Raw genomic sequence first — 22243 nt, 5'->3', positions numbered from 1 at the left:
TATAATTACAGTGCTTGTTTAATTGTTCTGAAATACTAAATATTGTGAGTAATGGTTGGTATTTCTGTAATCCTGCCATCTGATAAATTCTAAATTATTCTAATATTATCGGTAGTTTCTTTTCTTGTTGAAAAATGCTTGTAAGATATTTGTGCAATCTTCGGAGAGAATACCACCCATTACAGAAGTATGTGTATTTAAACGCCTATCTGAAAATAAATCTATGATGCTGCCGGCGGCTCCGGTTTTGGGTTCGGCGGCTCCATAAATGACTCTGCGTACACGAGCTTGAATTAGTGCACTGGCACACATACTGCACGGCTCCAAGGTAACGTAGACATCACAACCATCTAAGCGGTAGTTTTGTAATATTTTTCCTGCTTCTGCCAATGCCTGTATTTCTGCATGGTGGCTGATATTGTGATGACTAATGCAGTTGTTGTGTGCTGCGGAAATAATTTTTCCTTGATGTACGACTAGGGCGCCCACGGGTATTTCTCCTTTGGCTGCGGCCAGTTGTGCTTGGGCAAGCGCTTCATGCATGAAGGCTTCCATTTCACTTTGTAGGGGGAATATATCCACGGGCGGGTGCAGCTGTAAGGCTTTAAGCAAACTTTGTTTCTCTACTTCGCTTAAGGCTTGGGGAACGGTATCTTTAATCAGGGCGGCCAGTTGCCACAGCGTGCTGCGGGTAACACTGAGCCCGCCTGCCTTGAGTAGTAAAAAGGCTTTGACGGCACCACAGCTCTTGAGTTCTGCTTGAGTGGTAATACCGAAAGTTTTGAGAAGCTGTACGGTTTTGGGGGCAAGAGGCGGAGTACTGAGAGGAGTGGTCATGATGTTTGATGCCCTCTGAATCCAAAATATAACAAACTATAATTTTCAGACGGCATCAAACATGGCTTGCAAGGCTTTTAGCGCTTGGGGTAATTCGTTGATGCCGTCGCTTTGCATCAAATGTCCGCCGTTCGGAATCATGCAAACGCTACTGTCGAGTTGCTCTGCCAAATGCAGGCTGTAGGAAGGCGGGATAATCTGATCATTGTCGCTAATGATACTGTGTATCGGAGCAAGGTTGGCGAGTTCGGAAAATTTAATCGAGGCCTGCCCGATATAGCTGTCTAGTTCAGGCAGAGTAGGTATGGTCTTGGCAAAACCGGCTGTCAGTACCAATCCGCCGAAGCGGTTTTGTGCGTATGTTGAGAGATAGTGTAAAACGGTGATACAGCCCAAACTATGGGCGACAAAATAATCTTGTGCGGCAGGTGTGCCGATTTGTTCGGCTAGAGTCTGTTGCCACCGGCTGAAATCGGGGTTATCAGAATCGGGTAGGGCTATCACGGAAACAGGGATATTTTGCTTGTTTAGTTCGCGTTTCAGCCATGGAAACCAATGGCGGTTGGGGGCGGATTGGTAACCGTGGATAATGAATACGCGGCGTGTCATATTACAGTCCTTTGTATCGATATGTACAAGCATTTGTCCTGATATACCGGATGGTTTATTACTTCATTAATGGGCCGGAAGGCAGATAATCCGAAGAAGTATCGCATTGTATCGGGTTGCTTTCAACTTCTGGGATGGTGCGTGTCGACAAGTTGTTTCAGCCGCTCGTTGGCAACATGGGTATAGATTTGGGTAGTAGTGATGTCGGCATGACCCAGCAGTAGTTGCACAACCCGTAAATCAGCTCCGTGATTAACCAGATGCGTGGCGAAGGCATGGCGGAGGCTGTGGGGGCTGATGTCTTCAATGCCAGCTGCTTGCGCGTATTGTTTCACAATCATCCAAGCCAATTGCCGGCTGATGCCGGTACGTTTTTGGCTGACAAATAATTCGTCAATCAATCGTCCTTTAGCCAGTTTGGGGCGGGCTTCGGCGATATAACGGCTTATCCAGTGCGATGCCTCTTCCCCTAAAGGAACGATGCGCTGTTTGTCGCCTTTGCCGATGGTATTGACTAATCCGCGCTGTAAATTTATTTCGCCTGTTTTGAGTTTGACTGCTTCGCTAACGCGCAGACCGCTGGCATAGATAAGCTCCAATAATGCTTTGTCGCGCAGGCCGTGCGGCGTGTCGGTATCGGGAGCCGAAAGCAAGGCATCGATTTGGTTTTCCGTAATCAGTTTGGGTAGGGTCTGTGCCTGCTTGGGAGTCTTAAGATGGCGTGTAGGGTTATCGATGCGCTGTTCGGTTTCGGCCAACCAACCGTAAAGGCGTTTACAGGCGGAGAGGGCGCGGGCTTGCGAGCGCGGGTGTTCGTCGGGATGGTAAACGGCTGCTGCCAAATCGGTGCTTTCGGCGTTAATCCAAGTTTGGTTTTGTTCGGAAAGCCGCCGTTCGATTTTGACAAGATCGCGGCGATAACTGTCGAGCGTGTTTTGGCTTAAACGCTCTTGCAGCCATAAATGTTCCAGCAGGCGTTCGGTGATGTTATCTGTCATGGTAACAATCAAGTTTCAGACGGCCTTATTACATAATCTATATCAGACCGGTAAGTTTGGGGTTATTTTCTTTCGGCACCGGGCGCGGTTTGCCTTGTTCGTCTACGGCAACATAGGTAAAAACGGCATGGGTAACCAGGCGGCGGTCGTCTTCGAACTCTTCGGCCATCAGAGTTTTTACCCATACTTCGAGTTTGATTTGCAAAGAAGTATTGCCTACCCTGATACAACGCCCGTAGCAGCAAACCACATTGCCGACTTTTACGGGACGCACAAATGTCATTTCTTGGGCTGCCACGGTAACGATGCGCCCCCGTGCGATTTCAGAAGCCAAAATACCACCGCCGATATCCATTTGCGACATAATCCAACCGCCGAAAATGTCTTGGTTCGGATTGGTATCGGCAGGCATGGCAAGCGTACGCAAGAGCAGTTCGCCGTCAGGTTTGTTTGAGGCTGGGTTGGTATCGGGTGTCATTTCTTTACTTTCGCCTTATTTTCGGAGTTGAGAAACACTCCCTCATGTTCCAATAACCATTGTTTGATATTTAGGGCTTGATCCAAGCCGCTGGAAAATCCGCCCAAGCCGTTTGAGGCGACAACGCGATGGCAGGGAACGACCAAAGCCAGCGGATTTTTACCGCAGGCACCGCCTACTGCACGAGGATGGCTGCCGATTTTGCGTGCGATATCTTGATACGTCATGACCGTACCGGCGGGAATTTCGGCAATGGCTCGCCAAACTTTTTGCTGAAATACTGTACCGCTGCGGGAAATGGGATGCCCGAAGTTTTTCAGACGGCCTGAAAAATAGTCGTCTAACTTATGCCGCCATTGTTCGGGCAGCGGGTAAGGCGCATCGGCTTGATGGCCGTGCAAGCGCAGTTCCAGTAGTTCGTTTTGCTTGAACACCAGTGTGATATTGCCGAAAGGGGCTTGATAAAGGCAGGCGTATTTCATGCTTCGCGGCCGTCTGAAAAATGATGGATACGTTGCAGCAAAAGCCTTTTGGCTTGAGGCCATTCCTCAGCTTTCATGCTGTAAAACACGGTATCGCGAAGGCTGCCGTCACGCCGTGTTTGCAGGCCTCGGATGACACCGTCTTTTTGCGCACCCAACCGTTCGATAGCTTGTTGGGAGCGACTGTTCAGAATATCCGTACGCCAGCCTACCGTTTCGCAGCCTAATGTTTCGAAAGCATGGTTCAACAATAAGTATTTGCAGGTGCTGTTGATGCGGCTTCGCCAATAGCTGCGGGCGTACCACGTATAACCGATTTCTACACGGCGGGCGGCAGGCACGATGTCGTGGTAACTGGTGCTGCCGATAATCTTACCGTTGGTTTCATCAATCACTGCAAAAGCCATGCGGTTGGGCGTAGCCAAAGCTGTTTCGATATAAGCGGCGGTTTGTTCGGGCTCTGGCACAGAGGTGAAAACCAGCTTCCATAGTTCGCCGTCTGCCGCTGCTTCGCGCAATCCGCTTTCATGCGAAAAGCTGAGCGGCTTCAACCGTACGCGGTTGAAAGAAAGCTCTACTGCCTGTACGAAATCACTCATCTCAATATTTACTTTACGACGCGCTAACAGTATCCAAAACTTCCTGTGCATGGCCGGCTACTTTTACTTTGCGCCATTCATGGGCGATATGGCCTTCCTTGTCTAAAACGAAGGTGCTGCGCTCGATACCCAGCGATTCTTTACCATAGAGTTTTTTCAACTTGATGACGTCAAACAGTTTGCAAACGGTTTCGTCTTTATCACTTAACAGTTCGAACTGAAAACCTTGCTTGGCACAGAAGTTTTGATGTGATTTCACACCATCTCGCGAGATGCCTACAACGGTGTAACCCAGATCTTTAAATTGTTCCAAATGGGCATTGAAGTCCAATCCTTCAGTGGTGCAGCCGGGGGTACTGTCTTTCGGGTAAAAATAAACAATAAGGGGTAGGTGGTCGGCACTATTGAAATCTTCGCCGCTGCTGGAAGGAAGGGTGAAATGGTAAGTTTGCATGATATTTCCGCTACAAAATGGCAAGGTTCTTAATCTTAAGCGCATAAACCCGGCTAGGCAAATGTTAATTTTTATGTGGTAAACGTGAATTTATTTTATAATCGCGCCCGAAACTCGTATTTCTGTTTGTAAAGGATAATCCAGATGGGTGTTTTAAACAGCTTGCTCGGTATGGTGGTGCTGATTGCCATTGCGGTATTGCTTTCCAGCAACCGTAAAGCCATTAATATCCGTACCGTGGCGGGAGCTTTTTTGATCCAGGTCGCTTTGGGTGCTTTGGTGTTGTATGTGCCTTGGGGACGTGAAGGCTTATTGGCCGTTTCCGAAGGCGTGAGTAAAGTTATCGCTTACGGTAACGACGGCGTAGGTTTTTTATTCGGTGGTCTGGTTTCGGATAAAATGTTCGAAGTGTTCGGCGGCGGCGGCTTCGTTTTTGCCTTGCGTGTGTTGCCGATGATTGTATTTTTCTCTGCGTTGGTAGCGGTATTGTATTATGTCGGTATCATGCAGGTGGTGATTAAAATTATTGGCGGATTTTTGCAAAAAGTATTGGGTACTTCGCGTGCTGAGTCTATGTCTGCCGCGGCCAATATTTTCGTAGGGCAAACCGAGGCACCTTTGGTAGTGCGCCCGTTTATTAAAACGATGACCCGCTCCGAGCTGTTTGCCGTTATGTGTGGCGGTTTGGCTTCTGTAGCAGGCTCTGTCTTGGGCGGTTACGCGCAAATGGGCGTACCGTTGCCTTATCTGATTGCGGCCTCATTTATGGCTGCACCCGGTGGCTTGCTGTTTGCCAAACTTTTAATACCCGAAACTGAAAAGGTCCGTACCGATGAAGAGATTGCTGATGACAGTGAAGAAAAACCCGTCAATGTCATTGATGCGGCAGCCGGCGGTGCGGTTACCGGTGCGCAAATTGCGATGGCAGTAGGTGCGTCTCTGTTGGCCTTCGTAGCGTTGATCTCATTAATCAATGGTATGATTGGCGGTGTGGGCGGTTGGTTCGGTTACGAAGGCTTAACCTTGCAGGCGATTTTAGGCTGGTTGTTTGCGCCTTTGGCTTGGGTAGTCGGCGTGCCTTGGCATGAGGCCGGTGTAGCCGGTTCACTAATCGGCCAAAAAGTGGTGGTGAACGAATTTGTAGCGTATTCCGAATTTGTGAAATACCTTTCTCCGGAATCTGCCGTGCAATTGAGTGAAACCACCAAAGCGATTATTTCTTTTGCTTTGTGCGGTTTTGCTAACTTAGGCTCTATTGCCGTATTGGTAGGCGGTTTGAGCATTATGGCGCCGAACCGTCGTAAAGATGTCGCGCAACTTGGCTTGAAAGCGGTAATTGCAGGTTCGCTGTCTAATTTAATGAGCGCAGTGATCGCAGGCTTGTTTATCGGCCTTTCTGGTGTGGCGGTATTGGGCTGATCTGATTGTTGCGGACTATTACAGGCCGTCTGAAACTTTTTGGGTTTCAGACGGCCTTTCTTTATAATAAGCGGCTTGTACCATAAAAAGGAAAACTATCATGCTCCATACCGAAGCCGTATTGGCTGTTTTGAAATCGCTGCAAAATCAGATTTGTGCCGCATTGGAAGCAGAAGACGGAAAGGCAATGTTTGTATCCGACAACTGGCAGAGCAGGTTGGGAACGGGCGAGAGCCGTGTGTTGAAAAAAGGGCAGGTATTTGAGCAGGCAGGCGTAAATTTTTCTCATGTAAAAGGTAATGCGATGCCGGCTTCTGCTACGGCCCACCGTCCTGAACTTGCGGGAGCTCCGTTTGAAGCAATGGGGGTATCTTTGGTGATTCACCCGAATAATCCGTATGTGCCGACCAGTCATGCTAATGTGCGTTTTTTCATTGCGTATCCTGAAAATAAAGAACCGGTTTGGTGGTTCGGGGGCGGTTTTGACTTGACACCGTTTTATCCTTTTGATGAAGATATTTTACATTGGCATCAAACCGCGCAAGCAGTATGCCAACCATTTGGTGCCGATGTTTACAGTGAGTACAAACAATGGTGTGACGAGTACTTTTATCTGAAGCACCGTAGCGAAACACGCGGCGTGGGCGGTTTGTTTTTTGACGATTTGAACAGCTGGGATTTCGATACCTGTTTGCGTTTTATTGAAGCAGTGGGCAAAGGTTTTATCGATGCGTATGTTCCCATTGTGGCCCGCCGAAAAAATACACCTTATGGAGAGCGGGAGCGGGAGTTTCAACTTTATCGCCGCGGGCGTTATGTTGAGTTTAATTTGGTGTGGGATAGGGGTACCTTATTCGGTTTGCAAAGCGGCGGGCGCACGGAAAGCATTTTGATGTCGATGCCGCCGCAAGTGCGTTTCGAATATTGTTACGAACCCGAGGCAGGTAGTCCGGAAGCTCGGCTGAACGATTATTTGCGTCCGCGTGATTGGTTGGCGGAACTGAGCGGCCGGTAACATTTTTTACTGCTAATTTGCAAGTTGTTAAAGGCAGATAACGGTAATATTGTGTTTAATAAATACTGTATTTTTAATCAGGCGGCCTCTGCCGTTTGCAATGGAGAAATAAAATGAATCGATGGTTCAATGTATTGATGGTTGCTCCGGTGGCTGTGGTTGCGCCGTTTTCCGTAGCGGCACCTGCCACCCAACATCCTGCGCAAGTGCAGTTCAAGCAAAATATGGATGCGGTATTGGCAGTGGCGCGTAACAAACAGTTGAATGATGCGCAAAAAATCCAGCGTATCGAGCGCTATGCCGACCAATATCTCGATTATGAGCGTATTGCCGCTTTGGCAGTGGGACTGCCGTGGCGTCAGTTTACTCCGAAACAGAAAACCGATTTTATTGCGGCGTTTAAAAGCATGATGATCGGTATGTATTCACGTTCGGCCTTAATGGGGGTCGCAGATGCCAATGTAGAAATGTTGCCGAAAGTATTGGATAGCGGCAACAATCGTACCGAGGTATTTACCGAAATCCGTACGGCTCGTGGTAATAAATATGAAGTCGGCTATCGTTTGTATAAAGTGGGTGGTGTTTATAAGATTTATGATATCCGTGTGGATGGATCAAGTATGGTAACGGTGTACCGTAACCAGTTTAATGATTTGATCAAACAAAAGGGTATTGACGGTACCATCGCTACTGTGAATGCCCGTGGTTTGAAAAAGGTTAATTAATCGGCCGTCTGAAAGACGATAGTTTGTGAAACGGAAATACCGTATTGGTATTTCCGTTTCTTATGTTTACGGGTTTTCCTGCTGTTTGATTAATGCGCGGATAGCAGCCCGGTTGGGGTGTAGGGCGGTGCGAAGTCGGGGTGAGAGCGGGTTTGGCAGGCCTAGAATGTCGGCGGCTATTGCTGACGCACACAGAGGTGCGGTTGCCAAGCCTCGGCTGCCGTGTGCCGTATTAATATAGGCACCGGGTAGGTAAGGGCAGGGTGTGTTGATAGGATAGTTTTTATCGGCAGCTAGTTTTGCATATGCTTGGCGTAGGGCGGCGGTATCGGCAAGCGGCCCAACGATGGGTAAGTGATCGGTGCTGTCGCAGCGCAAGGCGGCATGTCCTTGCGGTTGGGGCAGGCCGTCTGAAAACAGATCGGCAGCTAATGCTGGATTGAGCTTGGCTAATTCTTGGCGGTTGGCTTGGTTTTCCGACTCGCGCCAGTCGGTTTCTTTATCATGCTGGATAAAAGTGGCCCCGAAGCAATGCAGCCCTTCCCAAGCAGGGCTGATATAGGATGCCCCGGAAAGTGCGCAGCGTAGTTTGGCGGATCCGGAGGTGGTACGGGCTAATGAAGTTTGACCGCGTATCAGTCGGTAAGGCTGGGAGGCAGCATTGATATCGGGTGCATTCGGACTGTGTGCGCCCATGCAGTAAACCACATGGCTGGCGCGGAAAGTTTTTGAGGGTGTTCGGATATGCCAATGTGTGCCGTCATAATCGGTTGAAAGAGCCGACGCGTTTGTGTGTAGTTCGATTAATGGATGGGAAATCAGCGCATGAACCAAGTGGCGAGAATTGAGCCATACGCCCTGAGGCCAATAGAGGCCGTCTGAAAAAATGTCGATACCTGCAATTGCGGTGGCCTCGGTTGCGGTAACGTAGCGGTAAAGGTGGCGATGGTGGCTGTGTTGGCTCAGCTGTTGGTTGCGTTTACTTTCGGTGGCAGAGTAGTTGAGATGCAATACACCATAGCCACCCCAAGCGTTTTGTTCGGGCAATAGTTGCTGTAACAGACGGTGGGTGTACCCGTAACCGCATAACAGCAGCTCGGTTTGTTCGGTGTTGTGTGGAGAAATTTTGGCGTAAAGCAGCCCTTGCCGGTTTCCCGATCCGGCAAGGGCTGGTGATGCAGCCTCTAAGATGCTGACGCGGATACCATGCTGTGCTAATTCATAGGCAGTTGCCGCACCTGCAATACCCGCACCTACCACAACGACATGTTCAGCTTGAGGGTGCGTAGAAGGAGGCGCGTACCATGGTTTGGGCTGTTGCGGAGGCGCTTGCGGAATGGTTTCGGTTTGCCACTGTAACGGTGTTGAAAAGTAGTCGGCTAAGTGCGAAGCATGTTCAGACGGCATCAGCCATAAGTGTACGTTTGGCAGAATATGATGCAAAACGTTGGGGCCGTTAAATTGCAAACAGGTAATTTTCGTGGTGAGAATATCGCTTAGTTTTCGCTCTAATGCTCCTGCCCGCTCAGCCGCTTTGAATACGGGTAGCGTTGAGTTAGGAAGACAAACAATCAGATAGAGCGGTACTTCATGAGATTCAATAGCAGCAGCGATTTCTGCGAGTGGTGGCGGGGCGTTCCAAACAAGATTCATAAGTAGTTGGTGATGTTGGTATTGAAGGAGGTTTGTAATGCAGCAGTGTATTACTGCTTCTCATTTAACTTTTATTGGAATTATAGGCCGTCTGAAAGATTGGGGGTATTGGGTTTAAGCTTTCAGAGGGTTTGAGGATGGTAGGTGCAAACAAATAGGTAGTGTATTTGGATGCCAGCGCCTGTTTAGTCAAGAAGATTAAGGTTAGAGGTTTATAGCAGGGATAACGTTTTGGAGAGCGTTTTTCGGCTTGCTGAAGCGGAAAAGAGAAAACCCGCCGTATATTTAGCGGGTTTTCGGTAATTGGCGGAAGCGGTGAGATTCGAACTCACGGAGGGCTATCAACCCTCGACGGTTTTCAAGACCGTTGCATTAAACCGCTCTGCCACGCTTCCGGTTATGCTTTTTTACTGCATAAAAAATTGTTTCAAGATTGGCGGAAGCGGTGAGATTCGAACTCACGGAGGGCTATCAACCCTCGACGGTTTTCAAGACCGTTGCATTAAACCGCTCTGCCACGCTTCCGTTTCTTGAAGACGGGCATACTATCGCAATTTGCCCGTTTTGCCAAGTCTTTTGCTTGTTTTTGTTTTAGTATATTGTTTTTATTGGAATCGTTTATTTTTTATTTTCGGCGCGCAAGAAAACCCATTCGTTTTCGGATGAGGCAGCCTCATTAAATGTATACCCTTCGTAATCGAAATTTTTCAGCGCTTCGGGTGAGGTGATTTGGTGGTCGGCAGCATAGCGGACCATCAGACCGCGTGCTTTTTTTGCGTAGAAGCTGATGATTTTGTATTGGCCGTTTTTTTCATCTTTAAATACGGGGGTGATCAGACGGGCATTGAGTTTTTTGGTGTCGATTGACTTGAAATATTCTTGCGAGGCTAAATTGACAAGCGTGTCGCTGCCTGCTTCTGTCAATGTTTTGTTTAGTAAATCGGTAATCAGACTGCCCCAGAATTCATAGAGGTTTTTACCGCGGGAGTTGGCAAATGCGGTGCCCATTTCCAAGCGGTAGGGTTGGATAAGGTCGAGTGGGCGCAATAGGCCGTAAAGGCCGGAAAGTAAGCGGACATGGTTTTGCAGGTAGTCGATGCCGGTTTCCGGTAAGCTAGCTGCATCTATACCTTCGTATACATCTCCGTTGAACAGATAAACTGCTTGTTTGGCGTTTTCAAGCGTAAAGGGCATGTGCCATGCGGCATTGCGCTCGGCATTGAGTAGGGCGATTTTGTCTGAAACGTGCATGAGTTCGGCCAATTCTTGCGGAGCGAGTAGGCGCAGTTCGGCCATAAGTTTTTCTGCTTCTGACAGTAGCGCAGGCTGTGTATGCAGCGGGGTTGGCGCTGCGTCTTTTTCATTAAGGTTTTTAGCGGGCGAGAGAATAAAAAACATAGCGGTTCCAATGTGGTTTTCAGACGGCCTTTAATTTAATGTGCTGTGTATTGTTTGGCAAGATATGCGGTAAATTGAGGTATTTTATCGGCTTTAAAATAAACACAACCGCCTGTTATGAGTGCAGTATAATAAGTGCCAATCCAATCTTTAGCGATATTATGGCTGCAGCAAACCACCGTATCAATCATGAACCCGTTTTTCTACTGAGTGCTACGCCGTGGCGCGAGAGCAGTTTGTGGCTGGAAGTGTTCAGCCGCCGTTACGGGCGGGTGGCTTTGTTGGCGAGAAGCGCGCGTAAGCGTCAGAGTGAGCTGCGCGGGGTATTGGTGCCGTTTGTGCCGATGAGTGCTTCTTGGTATGGAACTCAAGAGTTGAAAACCCTACATCGGGCCGAGTGGCTGGGCGGATGGCGGCAGCCGCAGGGTAGGGCTTTGTTCAGTGGTTTATACGCTAATGAATTGGTATGCCGGTTGACGGCTAGGGAGGATCCCCATCCTTTGTTGTATGATGCGCTTGCCGACTTGATGCGGGCGGTGGCGGAGCAGCCGAATCATGTGGCGGCTTTGCGCCGTTTCGAGTGGACTTTGCTGACGGAACTGGGCTTGGCACCGGATTTGCAGAAAGATGAAGACGATTTGCCGATTAATGCGGAAGCGGTGTATTGGATGCGACCTCAGTCCCCTCCGTTACTGTTTGCCCATGCTTCGGGTTTGGATGTTGCCGAAGCTCCCGGAGTGGCGGCGAAAGGGGCGGTATTGGACGAGTTGCGTTTAGGGGCGTTCACCAGTGGTGAGAATATGTCGCAAGCATTGGGTTTGACGCGGATGTTGTTGGATTTTTATTTGCCCGAAGGTATCCGATCACGCATGATTTTGCAGCAAATGCAGAGTTTTTCAGACGGCTTGAAGTGACAGATCCGGCATGATCTTAAATTTGTCTGGTTTTAGATGAGCTTCCGTTGGTTTTCGGTATGGAGAAAGGATAATTTGATGTTGTTAGGTGTAAATATCGATCATGTGGCTACTTTGCGTAATGCACGGGGTACGGCATATCCCAGTCCGCTTGAGGCCGCTCTGATTGCCGAAACCCACGGTGCCGATTTGATTACGCTGCATCTGCGTGAAGACCGCCGCCACATAAAAGACGCAGATGTATTTGCCATTAAAAATGCAATCCGTACCCGTATGAATTTGGAAATGGCACTCACCGATGAAATGTTGGAAAACGCCTTAAACGTGATGCCTCACGATGTTTGCTTGGTACCCGAAAAACGCCAAGAGGTTACAACGGAAGGCGGTTTGGATGTGTTGGGACAAATCGATAAGGTGGCGCGTTTTACCGAAACACTAACCAAAGCCGGTATTCGTGTTTCTTTATTTATTGATGCCGATGAGGCGCAAATTCAGGCAGCCCATGATATCGGAGCGCCCGTTATCGAGTTGCATACCGGCGCGTATGCCGACGCACATACGCCGTCTGAAAAAACCGCACAGCTGACAAGAATTGAAAACGGCGCCCATTTCGGAAGTGAATTAGGTTTGGTGGTGAATGCAGGGCACGGACTAACCATTCATAATGTGATGCCGATTGCAAAAATTTTAGCGATTCATGAATTAAATATAGGACACTCTTTGATTGCCCAGGCGGTTTTTCTCGGCTTGCCCGAAGCTATCCGCCAGATGAAGGAAGTCATGTTTAAGGCGCGTGCGCTGCCTTATTGATAAATACACATAATCGGGCGGATAGTTTTTACGGATACGGCTTAACTGTATATTACAGCGGTATGAAAGCCGTCTGAAATCATTTGGAGAGAATGCATGATATACGGAATCGGTACAGATATTGTTGATGTAAAGCGCATTGAAAAATTGTATAAAAAATATGGGCAAACTTTTGCCGAGCGTATTTTAAGCCAAGTGGAAATGCATGATTGGCCGGGCGTGGCCGAACCTGTCAAATTATTGGCCAAACGTTTTGCCGCTAAAGAAGCGTTTGCCAAAGCGGTGGGTACGGGTATCCGCGCACCGGTGATTTTTCATAATATCAGTGTAGGGCATGACGAATTAGGTAAACCTGAGTTTATTTGTTCGGGAGAGCTGCAAGCTTGGTTAAAGCAAAAGGGCATTAAGCGAATTCATTTAAGTATGAGCGACGAAGAGGATGTAGTGATGGCTTTTGCCGTGGCTGAAAAATAATATTGTTTGGGAAAGCTCTTAGATAGAAAGTAAAAATGATTCAAGATTCGCGCCCGTTAATCCGAGTTGTTGCCGGTGTCGTACTCAATCGGGAGGGAGACTATTTACTCAGTTCCCGTCCCGAAGGTAAACCTTATGCAGGTTATTGGGAGTTTGCCGGAGGGAAAGTTGAGCCGTCTGAAAGCGAATTAGATGCCCTCAAGCGTGAGTTCGAGGAAGAATTGGGTATCCATATCCACCATGCTACGCCGTGGCTGACTAAAATCCACGCTTACGAGCATGCTCATGTACACTTGCGCTTTTTCCGCATACGGCCCGACGAATGGTCGGGCGAGCCTCTGGCACTCGAAGGGCAAAAGTGGTCGTGGCAGAAAGCCGGTGATTTTAGTGTATCTCCCATGTTGCCGGCCAACGGCCCTTTATTGGCGGCACTGTCTGTGCCTTGGCATTTACAGGGTAATACGCGTAACGGTTTTTACGGGCAAAACAGTATGGGTGAATACCGTGTCGTCCCTTTCGAGGCGGCAGAGGCGGAGTATGCCAATATATTGATTAGCGAGCCTTTATTACAGAAACGCGGCACTTTGCCTGCGGCCCGAAGTATATGGGTGTTGGTAGAAAACCAGCAGCAGTGGCACAGAGTACAGGATGCTGATGTTATTGTTTGGCATGTGGCTGATGATGAAGCGGCTCAGGCAGTAGATAAAGTATTGGCGGCGGGTGTTTTCCAGCCTTTGGTGGTTTATGCAGAACCGTATATAGCCGCACGGTATGCAGCCCAATGGCTGGCAGCGGGAGCGCATGCTGTCGTAGAAAATCAAGAAACCGAATTAGCATGAGGATGCGAATGCAAGGCCGGAAACAAAAAATATGGATTGCTTGCCTATTGCTGGTGTTTGCCGTAGTTAAAATAGTGGCATTGCTATGGTGGAAAAACCAACAGCCTGCTATTGAACGGCTTACCGAAGCGCAATGTAATGTAAGCCGCGGCTGTATACTCCCCAATGGCGTGAAAGTTAAATTCAGTGATGAAATTCAGGCCAAAGAGCCGTTTGATATTGTTTTACAAAATGTTCCGCAGGAGGTTGCAGAAGTATTCGTCAGCTTTTCGATGAGCGGTATGGATATGGGATTTAACCGCTATAAATTGGTCCACCAAGGCAGCGGTACTTGGAAGGCTGAGCAGGTACGCCTGCCCGTATGTGTGCAAAACCGTTATGATTACTTGGCCGATATCCATATTGGCAAACAAGTGTTTCAGGCGGCCTTTACCGCCCGATAAAGAATTGGATTGTATCACTCTGCGGGTTTTCATACGGCATGAATCGCTATACAATGCCGTCAACATCAAACATCTTATCTGAACATAAGGAGCCGAATCATGATTGGTAAGAAAATTTTTGAAGAAGTATCAGCTAAATTAAGCGAAACCATTGCCAATAGCCCGGCTAAAGATGTTGAAAAAAACGTAAAAGCCATGTTGGGCAGCGCGTTTAACCGTATGGATTTAGTAACCCGCGAAGAATTTGATATCCAACAGCAAGTGCTTATCAAAACCCGCACCAAGCTGGCCGAGCTTGAAGCACGTTTGGCCAAACTGGAGGGCGGAAGTGAAGAAACGGATGTTCAGCCTGAAGTACAAGATGCGGATGCGGTGGAAACTGTTCCGGAGCAAAAAGACTAACAGGCCGTCTGAAGGATTATGTCTTTAGCCGTAATCTACAGCCGCGCTCTTAGCGGAATGCAGGCACCGTTGGTAGAAGTGGAAGCACACTTAGCCAACGGGTTGCCTGCATTTAATATTGTCGGTCTACCGGATACCGAAGTAAAGGAAAGCCGTGACCGCGTGCGTGCTGCTATCTTACAAAGCGGCTTTGATTTTCCCGCCAAAAAAATTACCGTCAATTTAGCTCCCGCGGATTTGCCTAAAGAATCGGGGCGTTTCGATTTGCCGATTGCATTGGGTATTTTGGCTGCTTCGGGGCAGATTGTGGCAGACCAATTGGACAAATATGAATTTGCCGGTGAATTGGCCTTGTCGGGTGTTTTACGCCCTGTGCGCGGTGCATTGGCCATGGCTTGGCAGGGTATGCAGGCTGGGCGTGCATTTGTATTGCCGCAGGAAAATGCTACCCAAGCCGCGGTTATGAGGGAAATAACGGTATTCGGAGCCGGCAGTTTGGCAGAAGTGGCGGCTCATTTGAACGGAATAGCACCTTTGCAGCAAAATGTGCCGGTAATAAAGGAGATGCCGTCTGAAGCTTTGGCATTACCTGATTTACAAGACGTAAAAGGCCAATACACTGCCCGTTTGGCCTTGGAAATTGCTGCGGCCGGTGGGCATAGTTTATTGATGGTAGGGCCGCCGGGAACTGGTAAATCTATGCTGGCCCAGCGTTTACCGGGTATTTTACCCCCGTTGACGGAAGAAGAACTGATTTCCGTATGGGCATTACGTTCTCTGTTACCGCAATATAATCAAGACCTAAGCCGCAACCGCCCGTTTAGATCGCCACACCATACATCTAGCGCCCCGGCTTTGGTCGGCGGTGGCTCTGATCCCCGCCCGGGTGAGATTTCTTTGGCACATAACGGCGTGTTATTTTTAGATGAACTGCCTGAGTTCGACCGTAAAGTTTTAGAAGTTTTACGCGAACCGCTAGAAAGCGGAGAAATCCATATTTCCCGCGCTGCCCGTCAGGCTGTGTATCCGGCCAATTTCCAATTGGTGGCAGCTATGAACCCTTGCCCTTGCGGCTATCTCGGTCACCCGGCCAAACCTTGCCGTTGTACCCCCGACAGTATAGCCCGTTACCGAGGTAAAATCTCTGGGCCGTTGCTTGACCGTATTGATTTAACTATTGAAGTGCCAGCTTTATCTGCTGCCGAATTAAGTGGTCATGAGGCCGGGGAATCCAGCGCAGTGGTGCTGGCTAGAGTAGAGAAGGCTCGTTGCAGACAGTATGAGCGTCAGGGGAAAATTAATGCCCGCTTGAGTGTTACGGAACTGGATAGTATTGCGGCAGTTAATGAAGAGGCTAAAAAAGCATTGGGTGAACTGTTGGAAAAATTATCACTTTCTGCCCGAAGTTATCATCGTATCCTGAGGGTGGCACGAACCTTGGCCGATTTAGCCGGTGATGAACAAGTATTGCGTTCGCATGTGTTACGGGCAGTAAGTTTCCGTAGAGCTTTGTAAGGGTACTCTGCAGCCGTACGGATAATTTGTTAGAATAGATTTTTATGAGCAGCCGTCTGAAAGTGGCTGGCTGGAATTATTTCATTTTAAGGTATTTTATGAGTGCAAAAAAACAATACGGTAAGGGCCTTTCCGGCTTTATGTTGGGCTTATTACTGGCCACGGTGGTGATTGCCGGTATTTTGTTTTTTCTGAATCAGAGCAATAAAAAAACATTCAAAGAGCCGGAGCGTCCGGCCGCACCGCCGGTGCCGGAGGTATTAACCCCGAAAGACGCGCCTGCTTCTATTCCCGAGTTACCTGCGAGCGGTGGATGGTCAGCTAGCGAACCCGAAGAGGATGTATTGGGGCAATTTATCGAAGAGCAAGCCGCGTCCGACATTACCGACATAACTAAACAAGAAGATAAGCCGATAGCTGTGCCTCCGTCTAAACCTACCGAAACTACTAAACCTAAAACCGAAAAAACGGTAAGGGATACGGTAAAAGCGGAGCCTAAAAAGCAAGCTGAAAAACTAGAGAAAAAAGCAGAAACCAAACCGACGCCTGAGCAAATTTTAAACAGTGGCAGTATTGAAAAGGCACGCAAAGATGCTCAGGCTCAGGTTAAAAAACCGAGTGCAGATCAATCAGGTACAGGTAATCGTGTGATTGTGCAGATGGGCTCTTTTAACAACCAAGCTGCGGCCGAGGCGCAACGTGCGAAGCTGGCAATGATGGGTGTTAGTGCAAGTATTGCCCAAGGTACGGTTAACGGCAAAACTGTTTATCGTGTACAGAGCGGCCGTTTAAGCCAAGCCGAGGCAGCAAGGGTACAGAATACGTTACGTCAAAACGGTGTCGATAGTTTTTCTCGTACCGCTAAATAAAATATCAAGAGGGTTGATCATTGATAGTCGTACCAATATTGATCAAATCATAATGACTTTTCAGGCGGCCTTGTATTTAATTTTTTAAAGTAATAAAAGCAGTAATATATTTTGGTTGATGGGATAAAATCCTGTATTTTAGTGATATACGCCTGTTTCAACCGCATGATGATAAGGATGAAAAATGAAGTTTAAATCTGCTATTTTGGCTGCCGTATTGGCTGCCGGTTTTGCTGCCCAAGCCGGAGCGGCACCGGTAGAAGGCAAAGATTATACCGTTTTGCCAAAGCCTATTCCTCAGGAGCAGGCGAATAAAATCGAGGTACTTGAATTTTTCGGGTACTTTTGTGTGCATTGTTATCATCTTGACCCTGTTTTACTGAAGCATGCGCGTAATTTTCCGTCAGATACCTACTTGCGAACACAGCATGTTGTTTGGCAACCTGAAATGCTCGGATTGGCTCGTGTGGCTGCAGCCGTTAACCAATCCGGTCTGAAATATCAGGCTAATCCGGCTGTCTTTGAAGCCGTATATAACCAAAAACTCAAATTGGAAGATCCGGCCACTTTCAAAGCATGGGCTGCCCAACAGAAAAGTTTTGACGGACAAAAACTGATTGCTGCATACGATTCGTTTGGCAATCAGGCCCAAGCCAAAAAAATGGAAGAAATGACTAATACTTATCAAATCAGCGGTACGCCTACTGTTGTGGTTGGCGGTAAGTATCAAGTGCAGTTTAGCGGAGATTGGAATGCCGGCATGGCCGTTATTGATGCTTTGGTTGATAAGGTGCGTAACGAGCGCGGCATGAAGGCACCGGCTGCAAAACCTTCGCTGAAAAGTAAAGGTGCTGCATTGGCTAAAATAGCAAATCATTAATACAGGTATTGGTTACAGGCAGCCTATAGACAGGCTGCCTGAAATTTTTCATGCCCGGTTGGGGTATTGCTTAACTATTTCTTTGTTATGGAAAACTACTTTTTCAGATTCTGATAAGGTTAGATGCCGTCTGAAAATATATATTGATATAAAACAGATATATACCGAATGCTTATGGATTTATAGTTTGCATATGAAACTGAAATAATGCATTTGGGATCATACATAGAGAATTGTTTATGGCATGGTATTTTAGAGGCAGATTCTTATATTAATTGAAAGAATTTATGGATATTTTATTGTTATTTAAGGCATTAATACTAGGTATCATTGAAGGTCTTACGGAATTTTTGCCGATTTCCAGTACAGGCCATTTGATTGTATTCGGTAGTTTGTTAGATTTTCACAGCAATGGAAAAGTATTTGAAATTGCAATCCAGCTCGGGGCCGTTTTGGCTGTTATTTTCGAATACCGCCAGCGTTTTACCCATGTTCTTACCAATATCGGTCGCGACAATAAAGTAAACCGTTTTGTTTTAAATCTGATTGTGGCATTTATTCCGGCTGCCGTAGTCGGCTTTTTGTTCAGCAAACAAATTAAAGAAGTGCTGTTTAACCCAATTAGCGTGGCAACGATGTTGGTATTAGGGGGCTTGGTTATTCTTTGGGTGGAAAAGCGTGCGGTTAAACAGACTCCGAAAGTAACCAGCGTAGATGATATGCGTGTGCGTGATGCTTTGGTGGTCGGATTAGCCCAGATTTTAGCCTTGGTACCGGGGACTTCACGTTCCGGCAGTACGATTATGGGTGGCATGATCTGGGGGTTGGAACGCAAAGTGGCGACGGAATTTTCTTTCTTTTTAGCAGTGCCTGTGATGATTGCTGCTACAGTTTATGATGTATTGAAGCATTACAAACTTTTCAGCGCGCAAGATATCGGTTTGATTTCGGTCGGTTTTGTAGCTGCATTTGTTTCCGGTTTGCTGGCTGTAAAAGCGCTTTTGAAATTCTTGGCAACGAAAAACTATGTACCGTTTGCTTATTACCGTATTATTTTCGGCGGCTTGATTCTGCTGACTTGGGCCATGGGTTGGGTAAATTGGAATTAAAATAATTTTATTTGGAATTAAAAAATACGCCGTCTGAAACTAATTTTCAGACGGCGTATTTTTAATTTGGCAAAAAGATTTGATGTTATTTACAAGGTAAGGCTGATATCCGGTTTACTATTAATAATAGGTAGCAGAATCATTGTTTTATTGCATATTTTTTTGGCATTGAAAACAGTAAACTTTACCGTTAAAGCGTTTGGTATTATTCCAGCAAAATTTGGCAATGTTTGGTGTTACCGTTTTTCTGCATGATGCGCAAAACAGGCGGGTAGGGCGGCGTGAGGACTCCTCTGAAGATTTAGATTCTTCTTTTTTGCTTGCTTCTTCGGTTACCTGTGTTTCAGGTATAGCCTGTAAAACAGGAGGTGGAGCAGATGGTTCAACAGTATTTATAGTTTGAGCTTCTGTAGAAATGTCATCGATGCCGAATCGAGCTTTCCAATCTATCGTTAGAGGTTGGTGTAAAGCTGCTAAAGCTTCGGCGAAAGCTTGCAAACTATCGCTGGAAATCAATTTTGCTATGGATGACGTTACACTAAAGATATTTTCTTTGGCTATGTCTTGTTCTATTTTTTTCACTACCTGTTCATTTTTAATAATTCTGTCTAATCCGGGAATATTTTTGTGATTTTTAGGGCGTGAAATTCTGGCAGAGTTGGCAACTAAAATTAAGCTGAATAATTTGGGTTTGATTTTTAATCCCAATCGTGCTGGTAAAATGGTTTCATCCGCATCAAAAAAACGCTGTAATAATGTGATATGACGGTTATTCTGCTCAATAGGAGATGGAATGCCATAAGCACGCCCTTGGTAAAAGGCAGAGAATTCCCCATGTTCGTTAATAGAAATTCCTTCGTGAAAGCGTTTGCTTTCACATACATATACTTCAAGAAACCGATTGATAAGCAAATGATCGATTTGTGCGGTATGGCCGTTGTGTTCTAGCCGAAGATCGTGAATAACCATCCAGCGGGGGGAGTTTCCGTAATGGAAATCGATTTGGTATGCAGCTTCTTCTTCTCCCTTTAAACCGGATTGAATATTTCGGATTTCCCGCTTGATTTTAGTTTTGGTTTCTTGATTAATATGTGGTAATGCCAAAAGCTGGTTGAGTGCTTCTAAGTCGTTGCTTCGGCCTTCTGCATGTTTGATAATCATAGATAGCCTATATATTTTTATAAAGTAATACTTTCAAAGTAGTAATTATACTTAATATCGTTATTGTGGTTAAATTTATTAAAGCCGTCTGAAAAAGTATTTTTAGACGGCTTTTGCTTTTTTGTAATGTTTTTTATGTATGAATTTTTTTATTTCCAAAAATTTAGTTTAATTACATTTATTTTGTGATGATTTTCATATTCATTTTTCATTATTGAATTATTTTATTGATTAAAGTTAAATATTTTCCAATTTAGCACGCTGCAGAATGTATTTTAATTAAAAACCATTTAAGATTTCATGAAATTATGTTACAAGTAATCCTTATTTGATTTGGTTAACGATTCGGGTGAATCATGGATTTTTCTGTATGTTTACAGCTGGCAGTATTGCTGGCGGCAATCTTTTTAGGTGTTAGGCTGGGGGGCTTGGCGATCGGTTATACCGGCGGTTTAGGCGTAGCTGTATTGGCTTTGGCTTTGGGAATGGAGCCGGGTAAGGTTCCGTATGATGTAATTTTAATTATTATGTCGGTTATTTCAGCAATCGCCGCCTTGCAGCTTGCAGGAGGGCTGGATTACTTGGTACGTTCGGCAGAGCGCATTTTACGTAAGAATCCCAAAAATATTAATTTCTTAGCGCCTACGGTTACTTATTTTCTGACTATTCTGGCCGGTACGGGGCACACGGCTTTTTCAATGATGCCCGTTATAGTGGAAGTGGCCAAAGGAGAAAATATCCGCCCCAGTGCGCCTTTGAGTATTGCTGTCGTGGCCTCTCAGATTGCGATTACGGCTTCGCCTGTAAGTGCCGCCGTGGTTTTTATGAGCGGTGTACTTGAACCGTTGGGAGTAAGTTATCCCAAGCTGTTATTGATATGGCTGGTAACGACTTATGCAGCCTGTATGTTGGTGGCATTGCTGATTAATTTGTTTGGCAATCTTGATTTATCCCAGAGTAAGGCTTATCAGCAGCGTTTGGCTGCCGGTTTGATTCAGGAAAATAATATACCGGGGGAGCGATTGCCATTACCGGCAGGCGCCCGCAAATCCGTGTGGATCTTTTTCGGTGGCGTAGTTGCCGTGGTTATGTATGCTTGTGCTATTTCTCCTGCGGTGGGTTTGATAGAAAAACCGGTGCTGCCGCGTGACGGAGCGATTATCAGCTTTATGATGATTATTGCAACATTGGTTGTGATAAGCTGTAAATTGGATACGGGCAAACTGCTGGAGATGAGTACATTTAAATCGGGGATGGCAGCCTGTATCTGTGTTTTGGGGGTGGCATGGTTAGGTGATACTTTCGTGAGCGGCCATTTGGATGCTGTTAAAGAAACGGCCTCGGAGCTTGTGGGCAGCTATCCGTGGCTGTTGGCTGTGGCTTTGTTTTTTGCCAGTATGCTCTTGTACTCACAGGCCGCAACAGCTAAGGCAATTATACCGGCGGTTATTTTGGCTTTGGGCATTACGCCTGAAAACAACGGACAGGTTTATATTTTAGTTGCCAGTTTTGCCGCCGTATCGGCTCTGTTTGTTTTGCCTACTTATCCGACATTGCTTGGGGCCGTGCAGATGGATGATACCGGCAGTACACGTATCGGGCGGTTTGTATTCAACCATTCGTTTTTGATTCCAGGCATTTTAGCTATTGTTTTTGCCGTTGCGCTAGGCTTTTTGCTGGCACCTTTGGTGTTGTAATCAATACGATTACTATTAAAAGGCCGTCTGAAAAATGGTTGGTTTGATTCTTTTCAGACGGCCTTTGCGGCTTTTATTTCCAAGCAATATAGCTTTGGGCTGTTTATGAGCTGCCATATTTGGGAAAATGGCGTACTTCGGAAAATTTATTATTTACTAATGATCATGCAACGAAAATATCTTTCTGTGCAGATCGAAGTATTAGGATTGCACAGGTAAAGAATACCCCGTATAATCTGCCCTTCATTTCCACTGGTAATGATTCGGAGAGGTGGATGAGTGGTTGAAGTCGCACGCCTGGAAAGCGTGTATACGTGAATAGCGTATCGAGGGTTCGAATCCCTTCCTCTCCGCCAAAATTATATACAACCCGCTGAATTTATCAGTGGGTTTTCTTTTTAATAACTGCTTGGTATGCTATTTTTTATTAGTTTGGTTTAGAGCCATTCTTCTTATTTGAGAT

24 protein-coding genes and 3 tRNA genes are annotated in these 22243 nt (G+C 46.6%); 15 read left to right on the top strand and 12 right to left on the bottom strand.

Annotated features, from left to right (window positions below; translation table 11 throughout):
• Positions 1-105 precede the first annotated feature (105 nt).
• The 7 genes from tadA to ACEPPX_RS01410 all read right to left on the bottom strand — a co-directional run bounded on the left by tadA (position 106) and on the right by ACEPPX_RS01410 (position 4457).
• Positions 106-837 carry a tRNA adenosine(34) deaminase TadA gene (gene tadA, locus ACEPPX_RS01440; protein ID WP_416622649.1) on the bottom strand — a complete coding sequence of 244 codons (732 nt, stop codon included), beginning with the start codon at positions 835-837 and terminating at the stop codon, positions 106-108.
• 45 nt (positions 838-882) lie between these two features.
• Complete coding sequence (locus ACEPPX_RS01435) at positions 883-1446, bottom strand: RBBP9/YdeN family alpha/beta hydrolase (RefSeq protein WP_416622648.1); 564 nt, start codon at positions 1444-1446, stop codon at positions 883-885.
• A 122-nt stretch (positions 1447-1568) separates the two neighbouring features.
• Positions 1569-2444, bottom strand: coding sequence for a site-specific tyrosine recombinase XerD (gene xerD / locus ACEPPX_RS01430; RefSeq protein ID WP_416622647.1), 876 nt, complete (start codon positions 2442-2444; stop codon positions 1569-1571).
• Positions 2445-2481: 37 nt separating this feature from the next.
• Positions 2482-2922 carry an acyl-CoA thioester hydrolase YciA gene (gene yciA / locus ACEPPX_RS01425; RefSeq protein ID WP_047760252.1) on the bottom strand — a complete coding sequence of 147 codons (441 nt, stop codon included), beginning with the start codon at positions 2920-2922 and terminating at the stop codon, positions 2482-2484.
• Positions 2919-3404: a methylated-DNA--[protein]-cysteine S-methyltransferase gene (locus ACEPPX_RS01420; protein WP_416622646.1), complete on the bottom strand. Its 486-nt coding sequence runs from the start codon at positions 3402-3404 to the stop codon at positions 2919-2921. Before ACEPPX_RS01420 ends, yciA begins: the two co-directional genes overlap by 4 nt.
• Positions 3401-4003: a GNAT family N-acetyltransferase gene (locus tag ACEPPX_RS01415; protein WP_416622645.1), complete on the bottom strand. Its 603-nt coding sequence runs from the start codon at positions 4001-4003 to the stop codon at positions 3401-3403. The genes ACEPPX_RS01420 and ACEPPX_RS01415 overlap by 4 nt, the downstream gene beginning before the upstream one ends.
• 13 nt (positions 4004-4016) lie before the next feature.
• Positions 4017-4457, bottom strand: coding sequence for a peroxiredoxin (locus ACEPPX_RS01410; RefSeq protein ID WP_416622644.1), 441 nt, complete (start codon positions 4455-4457; stop codon positions 4017-4019).
• Positions 4458-4601: 144 nt separating this feature from the next.
• Here ACEPPX_RS01410 and ACEPPX_RS01405 point away from each other — a divergent pair, with 144 nt between their 5' ends.
• The 3 genes from ACEPPX_RS01405 (at position 4602) to ACEPPX_RS01395 (ending at position 7616) form a co-directional block, all read left to right on the top strand.
• Positions 4602-5876, top strand: coding sequence for a NupC/NupG family nucleoside CNT transporter (locus tag ACEPPX_RS01405; RefSeq protein ID WP_416622643.1), 1275 nt, complete (start codon positions 4602-4604; stop codon positions 5874-5876).
• A 100-nt stretch (positions 5877-5976) separates the two neighbouring features.
• Complete coding sequence (gene hemF / locus ACEPPX_RS01400) at positions 5977-6891, top strand: oxygen-dependent coproporphyrinogen oxidase (RefSeq protein WP_416622642.1); 915 nt, start codon at positions 5977-5979, stop codon at positions 6889-6891.
• A gap of 113 nt (positions 6892-7004) precedes the next feature.
• Positions 7005-7616, top strand: a complete 612-nt coding sequence (locus ACEPPX_RS01395; RefSeq protein ID WP_416622641.1) for an MlaC/ttg2D family ABC transporter substrate-binding protein — start codon at positions 7005-7007, stop codon at positions 7614-7616.
• A 66-nt stretch (positions 7617-7682) separates the two neighbouring features.
• On the opposite strand, the gene mnmC is transcribed toward ACEPPX_RS01395, so the two are convergent.
• From mnmC to yaaA, 4 genes are all read right to left on the bottom strand, one after another.
• The gene (gene mnmC, locus ACEPPX_RS01390; protein ID WP_416622640.1) at positions 7683-9269 is read right to left on the bottom strand and encodes an FAD-dependent 5-carboxymethylaminomethyl-2-thiouridine(34) oxidoreductase MnmC; all 1587 of its coding nucleotides are present in this window, start codon (positions 9267-9269) and stop codon (positions 7683-7685) included.
• 304 nt (positions 9270-9573) lie between these two features.
• Positions 9574-9664, bottom strand: a tRNA-Ser gene (locus ACEPPX_RS01385).
• Positions 9665-9703: 39 nt separating this feature from the next.
• Positions 9704-9794 (bottom strand) — tRNA-Ser (locus tag ACEPPX_RS01380).
• 93 nt (positions 9795-9887) lie between these two features.
• A complete protein-coding gene (yaaA, locus tag ACEPPX_RS01375) occupies positions 9888-10667 on the bottom strand; it encodes a peroxide stress protein YaaA (protein WP_416622639.1) in 780 nt (259 codons plus the stop codon).
• A 161-nt stretch (positions 10668-10828) separates the two neighbouring features.
• Between yaaA and recO the strand changes: the two genes are divergently transcribed.
• From recO to ACEPPX_RS01325, 10 genes are all read left to right on the top strand, one after another.
• Complete coding sequence (gene recO, locus ACEPPX_RS01370) at positions 10829-11581, top strand: DNA repair protein RecO (protein ID WP_416622638.1); 753 nt, start codon at positions 10829-10831, stop codon at positions 11579-11581.
• A 78-nt stretch (positions 11582-11659) separates the two neighbouring features.
• On the top strand, positions 11660-12391 hold the full coding sequence (gene pdxJ, locus ACEPPX_RS01365; RefSeq protein WP_416622637.1) for a pyridoxine 5'-phosphate synthase: 732 nt from the start codon (positions 11660-11662) through the stop codon (positions 12389-12391).
• Positions 12392-12487: 96 nt separating this feature from the next.
• Complete coding sequence (gene acpS, locus ACEPPX_RS01360; protein WP_416622636.1) at positions 12488-12865, top strand: holo-ACP synthase; 378 nt, start codon at positions 12488-12490, stop codon at positions 12863-12865.
• A 35-nt stretch (positions 12866-12900) separates the two neighbouring features.
• Positions 12901-13704 carry an NUDIX domain-containing protein gene (locus ACEPPX_RS01355; protein WP_416622635.1) on the top strand — a complete coding sequence of 268 codons (804 nt, stop codon included), beginning with the start codon at positions 12901-12903 and terminating at the stop codon, positions 13702-13704.
• Positions 13701-14147, top strand: coding sequence for a hypothetical protein (locus ACEPPX_RS01350; RefSeq protein WP_416622634.1), 447 nt, complete (start codon positions 13701-13703; stop codon positions 14145-14147). The genes ACEPPX_RS01355 and ACEPPX_RS01350 overlap by 4 nt, the downstream gene beginning before the upstream one ends.
• Positions 14148-14246: 99 nt before the next feature.
• Complete coding sequence (locus tag ACEPPX_RS01345) at positions 14247-14549, top strand: accessory factor UbiK family protein (RefSeq protein WP_047760239.1); 303 nt, start codon at positions 14247-14249, stop codon at positions 14547-14549.
• Positions 14550-14567: 18 nt separating this feature from the next.
• Positions 14568-16064: a YifB family Mg chelatase-like AAA ATPase gene (locus ACEPPX_RS01340; RefSeq protein ID WP_416622633.1), complete on the top strand. Its 1497-nt coding sequence runs from the start codon at positions 14568-14570 to the stop codon at positions 16062-16064.
• A 98-nt stretch (positions 16065-16162) separates the two neighbouring features.
• The gene (locus ACEPPX_RS01335; protein ID WP_416622632.1) at positions 16163-16933 is read left to right on the top strand and encodes an SPOR domain-containing protein; all 771 of its coding nucleotides are present in this window, start codon (positions 16163-16165) and stop codon (positions 16931-16933) included.
• Between the two features lie 184 nt (positions 16934-17117).
• Complete coding sequence (locus tag ACEPPX_RS01330) at positions 17118-17813, top strand: thiol:disulfide interchange protein DsbA/DsbL (protein WP_416622631.1); 696 nt, start codon at positions 17118-17120, stop codon at positions 17811-17813.
• A 287-nt stretch (positions 17814-18100) separates the two neighbouring features.
• Positions 18101-18922, top strand: coding sequence for an undecaprenyl-diphosphate phosphatase (locus tag ACEPPX_RS01325; protein WP_416622630.1), 822 nt, complete (start codon positions 18101-18103; stop codon positions 18920-18922).
• A 147-nt stretch (positions 18923-19069) separates the two neighbouring features.
• On the opposite strand, the gene ACEPPX_RS01320 is transcribed toward ACEPPX_RS01325, so the two are convergent.
• Entirely contained in the window at positions 19070-20083 is a 1014-nt protein-coding gene (locus ACEPPX_RS01320) for a nuclease-related domain-containing protein (RefSeq protein ID WP_416622629.1), read from the bottom strand.
• 356 nt (positions 20084-20439) lie between these two features.
• Between ACEPPX_RS01320 and ACEPPX_RS01315 the strand changes: the two genes are divergently transcribed.
• Positions 20440-21780, top strand: coding sequence for an anaerobic C4-dicarboxylate transporter (locus tag ACEPPX_RS01315; RefSeq protein ID WP_416622628.1), 1341 nt, complete (start codon positions 20440-20442; stop codon positions 21778-21780).
• Between the two features lie 265 nt (positions 21781-22045).
• Positions 22046-22136, top strand: a tRNA-Ser gene (locus ACEPPX_RS01310).
• The last annotated feature ends 107 nt before the right edge of the window (positions 22137-22243 follow it).

This window comes from Neisseria sp. S1 (genome assembly GCF_048060015.1).
In the GTDB taxonomy this organism is placed as follows: Bacteria; Pseudomonadota; Gammaproteobacteria; order Burkholderiales; family Neisseriaceae; genus Neisseria; species Neisseria arctica.
Note: the sequence above shows the minus strand (reverse complement) of the source record. Positions and strands in the feature narration are given on the sequence as shown.

Coding starts and splice junctions, on each gene's coding strand:
- ACEPPX_RS01320 (WP_416622629.1), bottom strand. CDS start 20,083: ATGATTATCAAACATGCAGAAGGCCGAAGCAACGACTTAGAAGCACTC.
- pdxJ (WP_416622637.1), top strand. CDS start 11,660: ATGTTGTTAGGTGTAAATATCGATCATGTGGCTACTTTGCGTAATGCA.
- yaaA (WP_416622639.1), bottom strand. CDS start 10,667: ATGTTTTTTATTCTCTCGCCCGCTAAAAACCTTAATGAAAAAGACGCA.
- ACEPPX_RS01335 (WP_416622632.1), top strand. CDS start 16,163: ATGAGTGCAAAAAAACAATACGGTAAGGGCCTTTCCGGCTTTATGTTG.
- ACEPPX_RS01330 (WP_416622631.1), top strand. CDS start 17,118: ATGAAGTTTAAATCTGCTATTTTGGCTGCCGTATTGGCTGCCGGTTTT.
- ACEPPX_RS01420 (WP_416622646.1), bottom strand. CDS start 3,404: ATGAAATACGCCTGCCTTTATCAAGCCCCTTTCGGCAATATCACACTG.
- recO (WP_416622638.1), top strand. CDS start 10,829: ATGGCTGCAGCAAACCACCGTATCAATCATGAACCCGTTTTTCTACTG.
- acpS (WP_416622636.1), top strand. CDS start 12,488: ATGATATACGGAATCGGTACAGATATTGTTGATGTAAAGCGCATTGAA.
- ACEPPX_RS01315 (WP_416622628.1), top strand. CDS start 20,440: ATGGATTTTTCTGTATGTTTACAGCTGGCAGTATTGCTGGCGGCAATC.
- xerD (WP_416622647.1), bottom strand. CDS start 2,444: ATGACAGATAACATCACCGAACGCCTGCTGGAACATTTATGGCTGCAA.
- ACEPPX_RS01350 (WP_416622634.1), top strand. CDS start 13,701: ATGAGGATGCGAATGCAAGGCCGGAAACAAAAAATATGGATTGCTTGC.
- ACEPPX_RS01345 (WP_047760239.1), top strand. CDS start 14,247: ATGATTGGTAAGAAAATTTTTGAAGAAGTATCAGCTAAATTAAGCGAA.
- ACEPPX_RS01415 (WP_416622645.1), bottom strand. CDS start 4,003: ATGAGTGATTTCGTACAGGCAGTAGAGCTTTCTTTCAACCGCGTACGG.
- mnmC (WP_416622640.1), bottom strand. CDS start 9,269: ATGAATCTTGTTTGGAACGCCCCGCCACCACTCGCAGAAATCGCTGCT.
- ACEPPX_RS01355 (WP_416622635.1), top strand. CDS start 12,901: ATGATTCAAGATTCGCGCCCGTTAATCCGAGTTGTTGCCGGTGTCGTA.
- ACEPPX_RS01325 (WP_416622630.1), top strand. CDS start 18,101: ATGGATATTTTATTGTTATTTAAGGCATTAATACTAGGTATCATTGAA.
- ACEPPX_RS01405 (WP_416622643.1), top strand. CDS start 4,602: ATGGGTGTTTTAAACAGCTTGCTCGGTATGGTGGTGCTGATTGCCATT.
- ACEPPX_RS01340 (WP_416622633.1), top strand. CDS start 14,568: ATGTCTTTAGCCGTAATCTACAGCCGCGCTCTTAGCGGAATGCAGGCA.
- ACEPPX_RS01410 (WP_416622644.1), bottom strand. CDS start 4,457: ATGCAAACTTACCATTTCACCCTTCCTTCCAGCAGCGGCGAAGATTTC.
- ACEPPX_RS01395 (WP_416622641.1), top strand. CDS start 7,005: ATGAATCGATGGTTCAATGTATTGATGGTTGCTCCGGTGGCTGTGGTT.
- yciA (WP_047760252.1), bottom strand. CDS start 2,922: ATGACACCCGATACCAACCCAGCCTCAAACAAACCTGACGGCGAACTG.
- hemF (WP_416622642.1), top strand. CDS start 5,977: ATGCTCCATACCGAAGCCGTATTGGCTGTTTTGAAATCGCTGCAAAAT.
- tadA (WP_416622649.1), bottom strand. CDS start 837: ATGACCACTCCTCTCAGTACTCCGCCTCTTGCCCCCAAAACCGTACAG.
- ACEPPX_RS01435 (WP_416622648.1), bottom strand. CDS start 1,446: ATGACACGCCGCGTATTCATTATCCACGGTTACCAATCCGCCCCCAAC.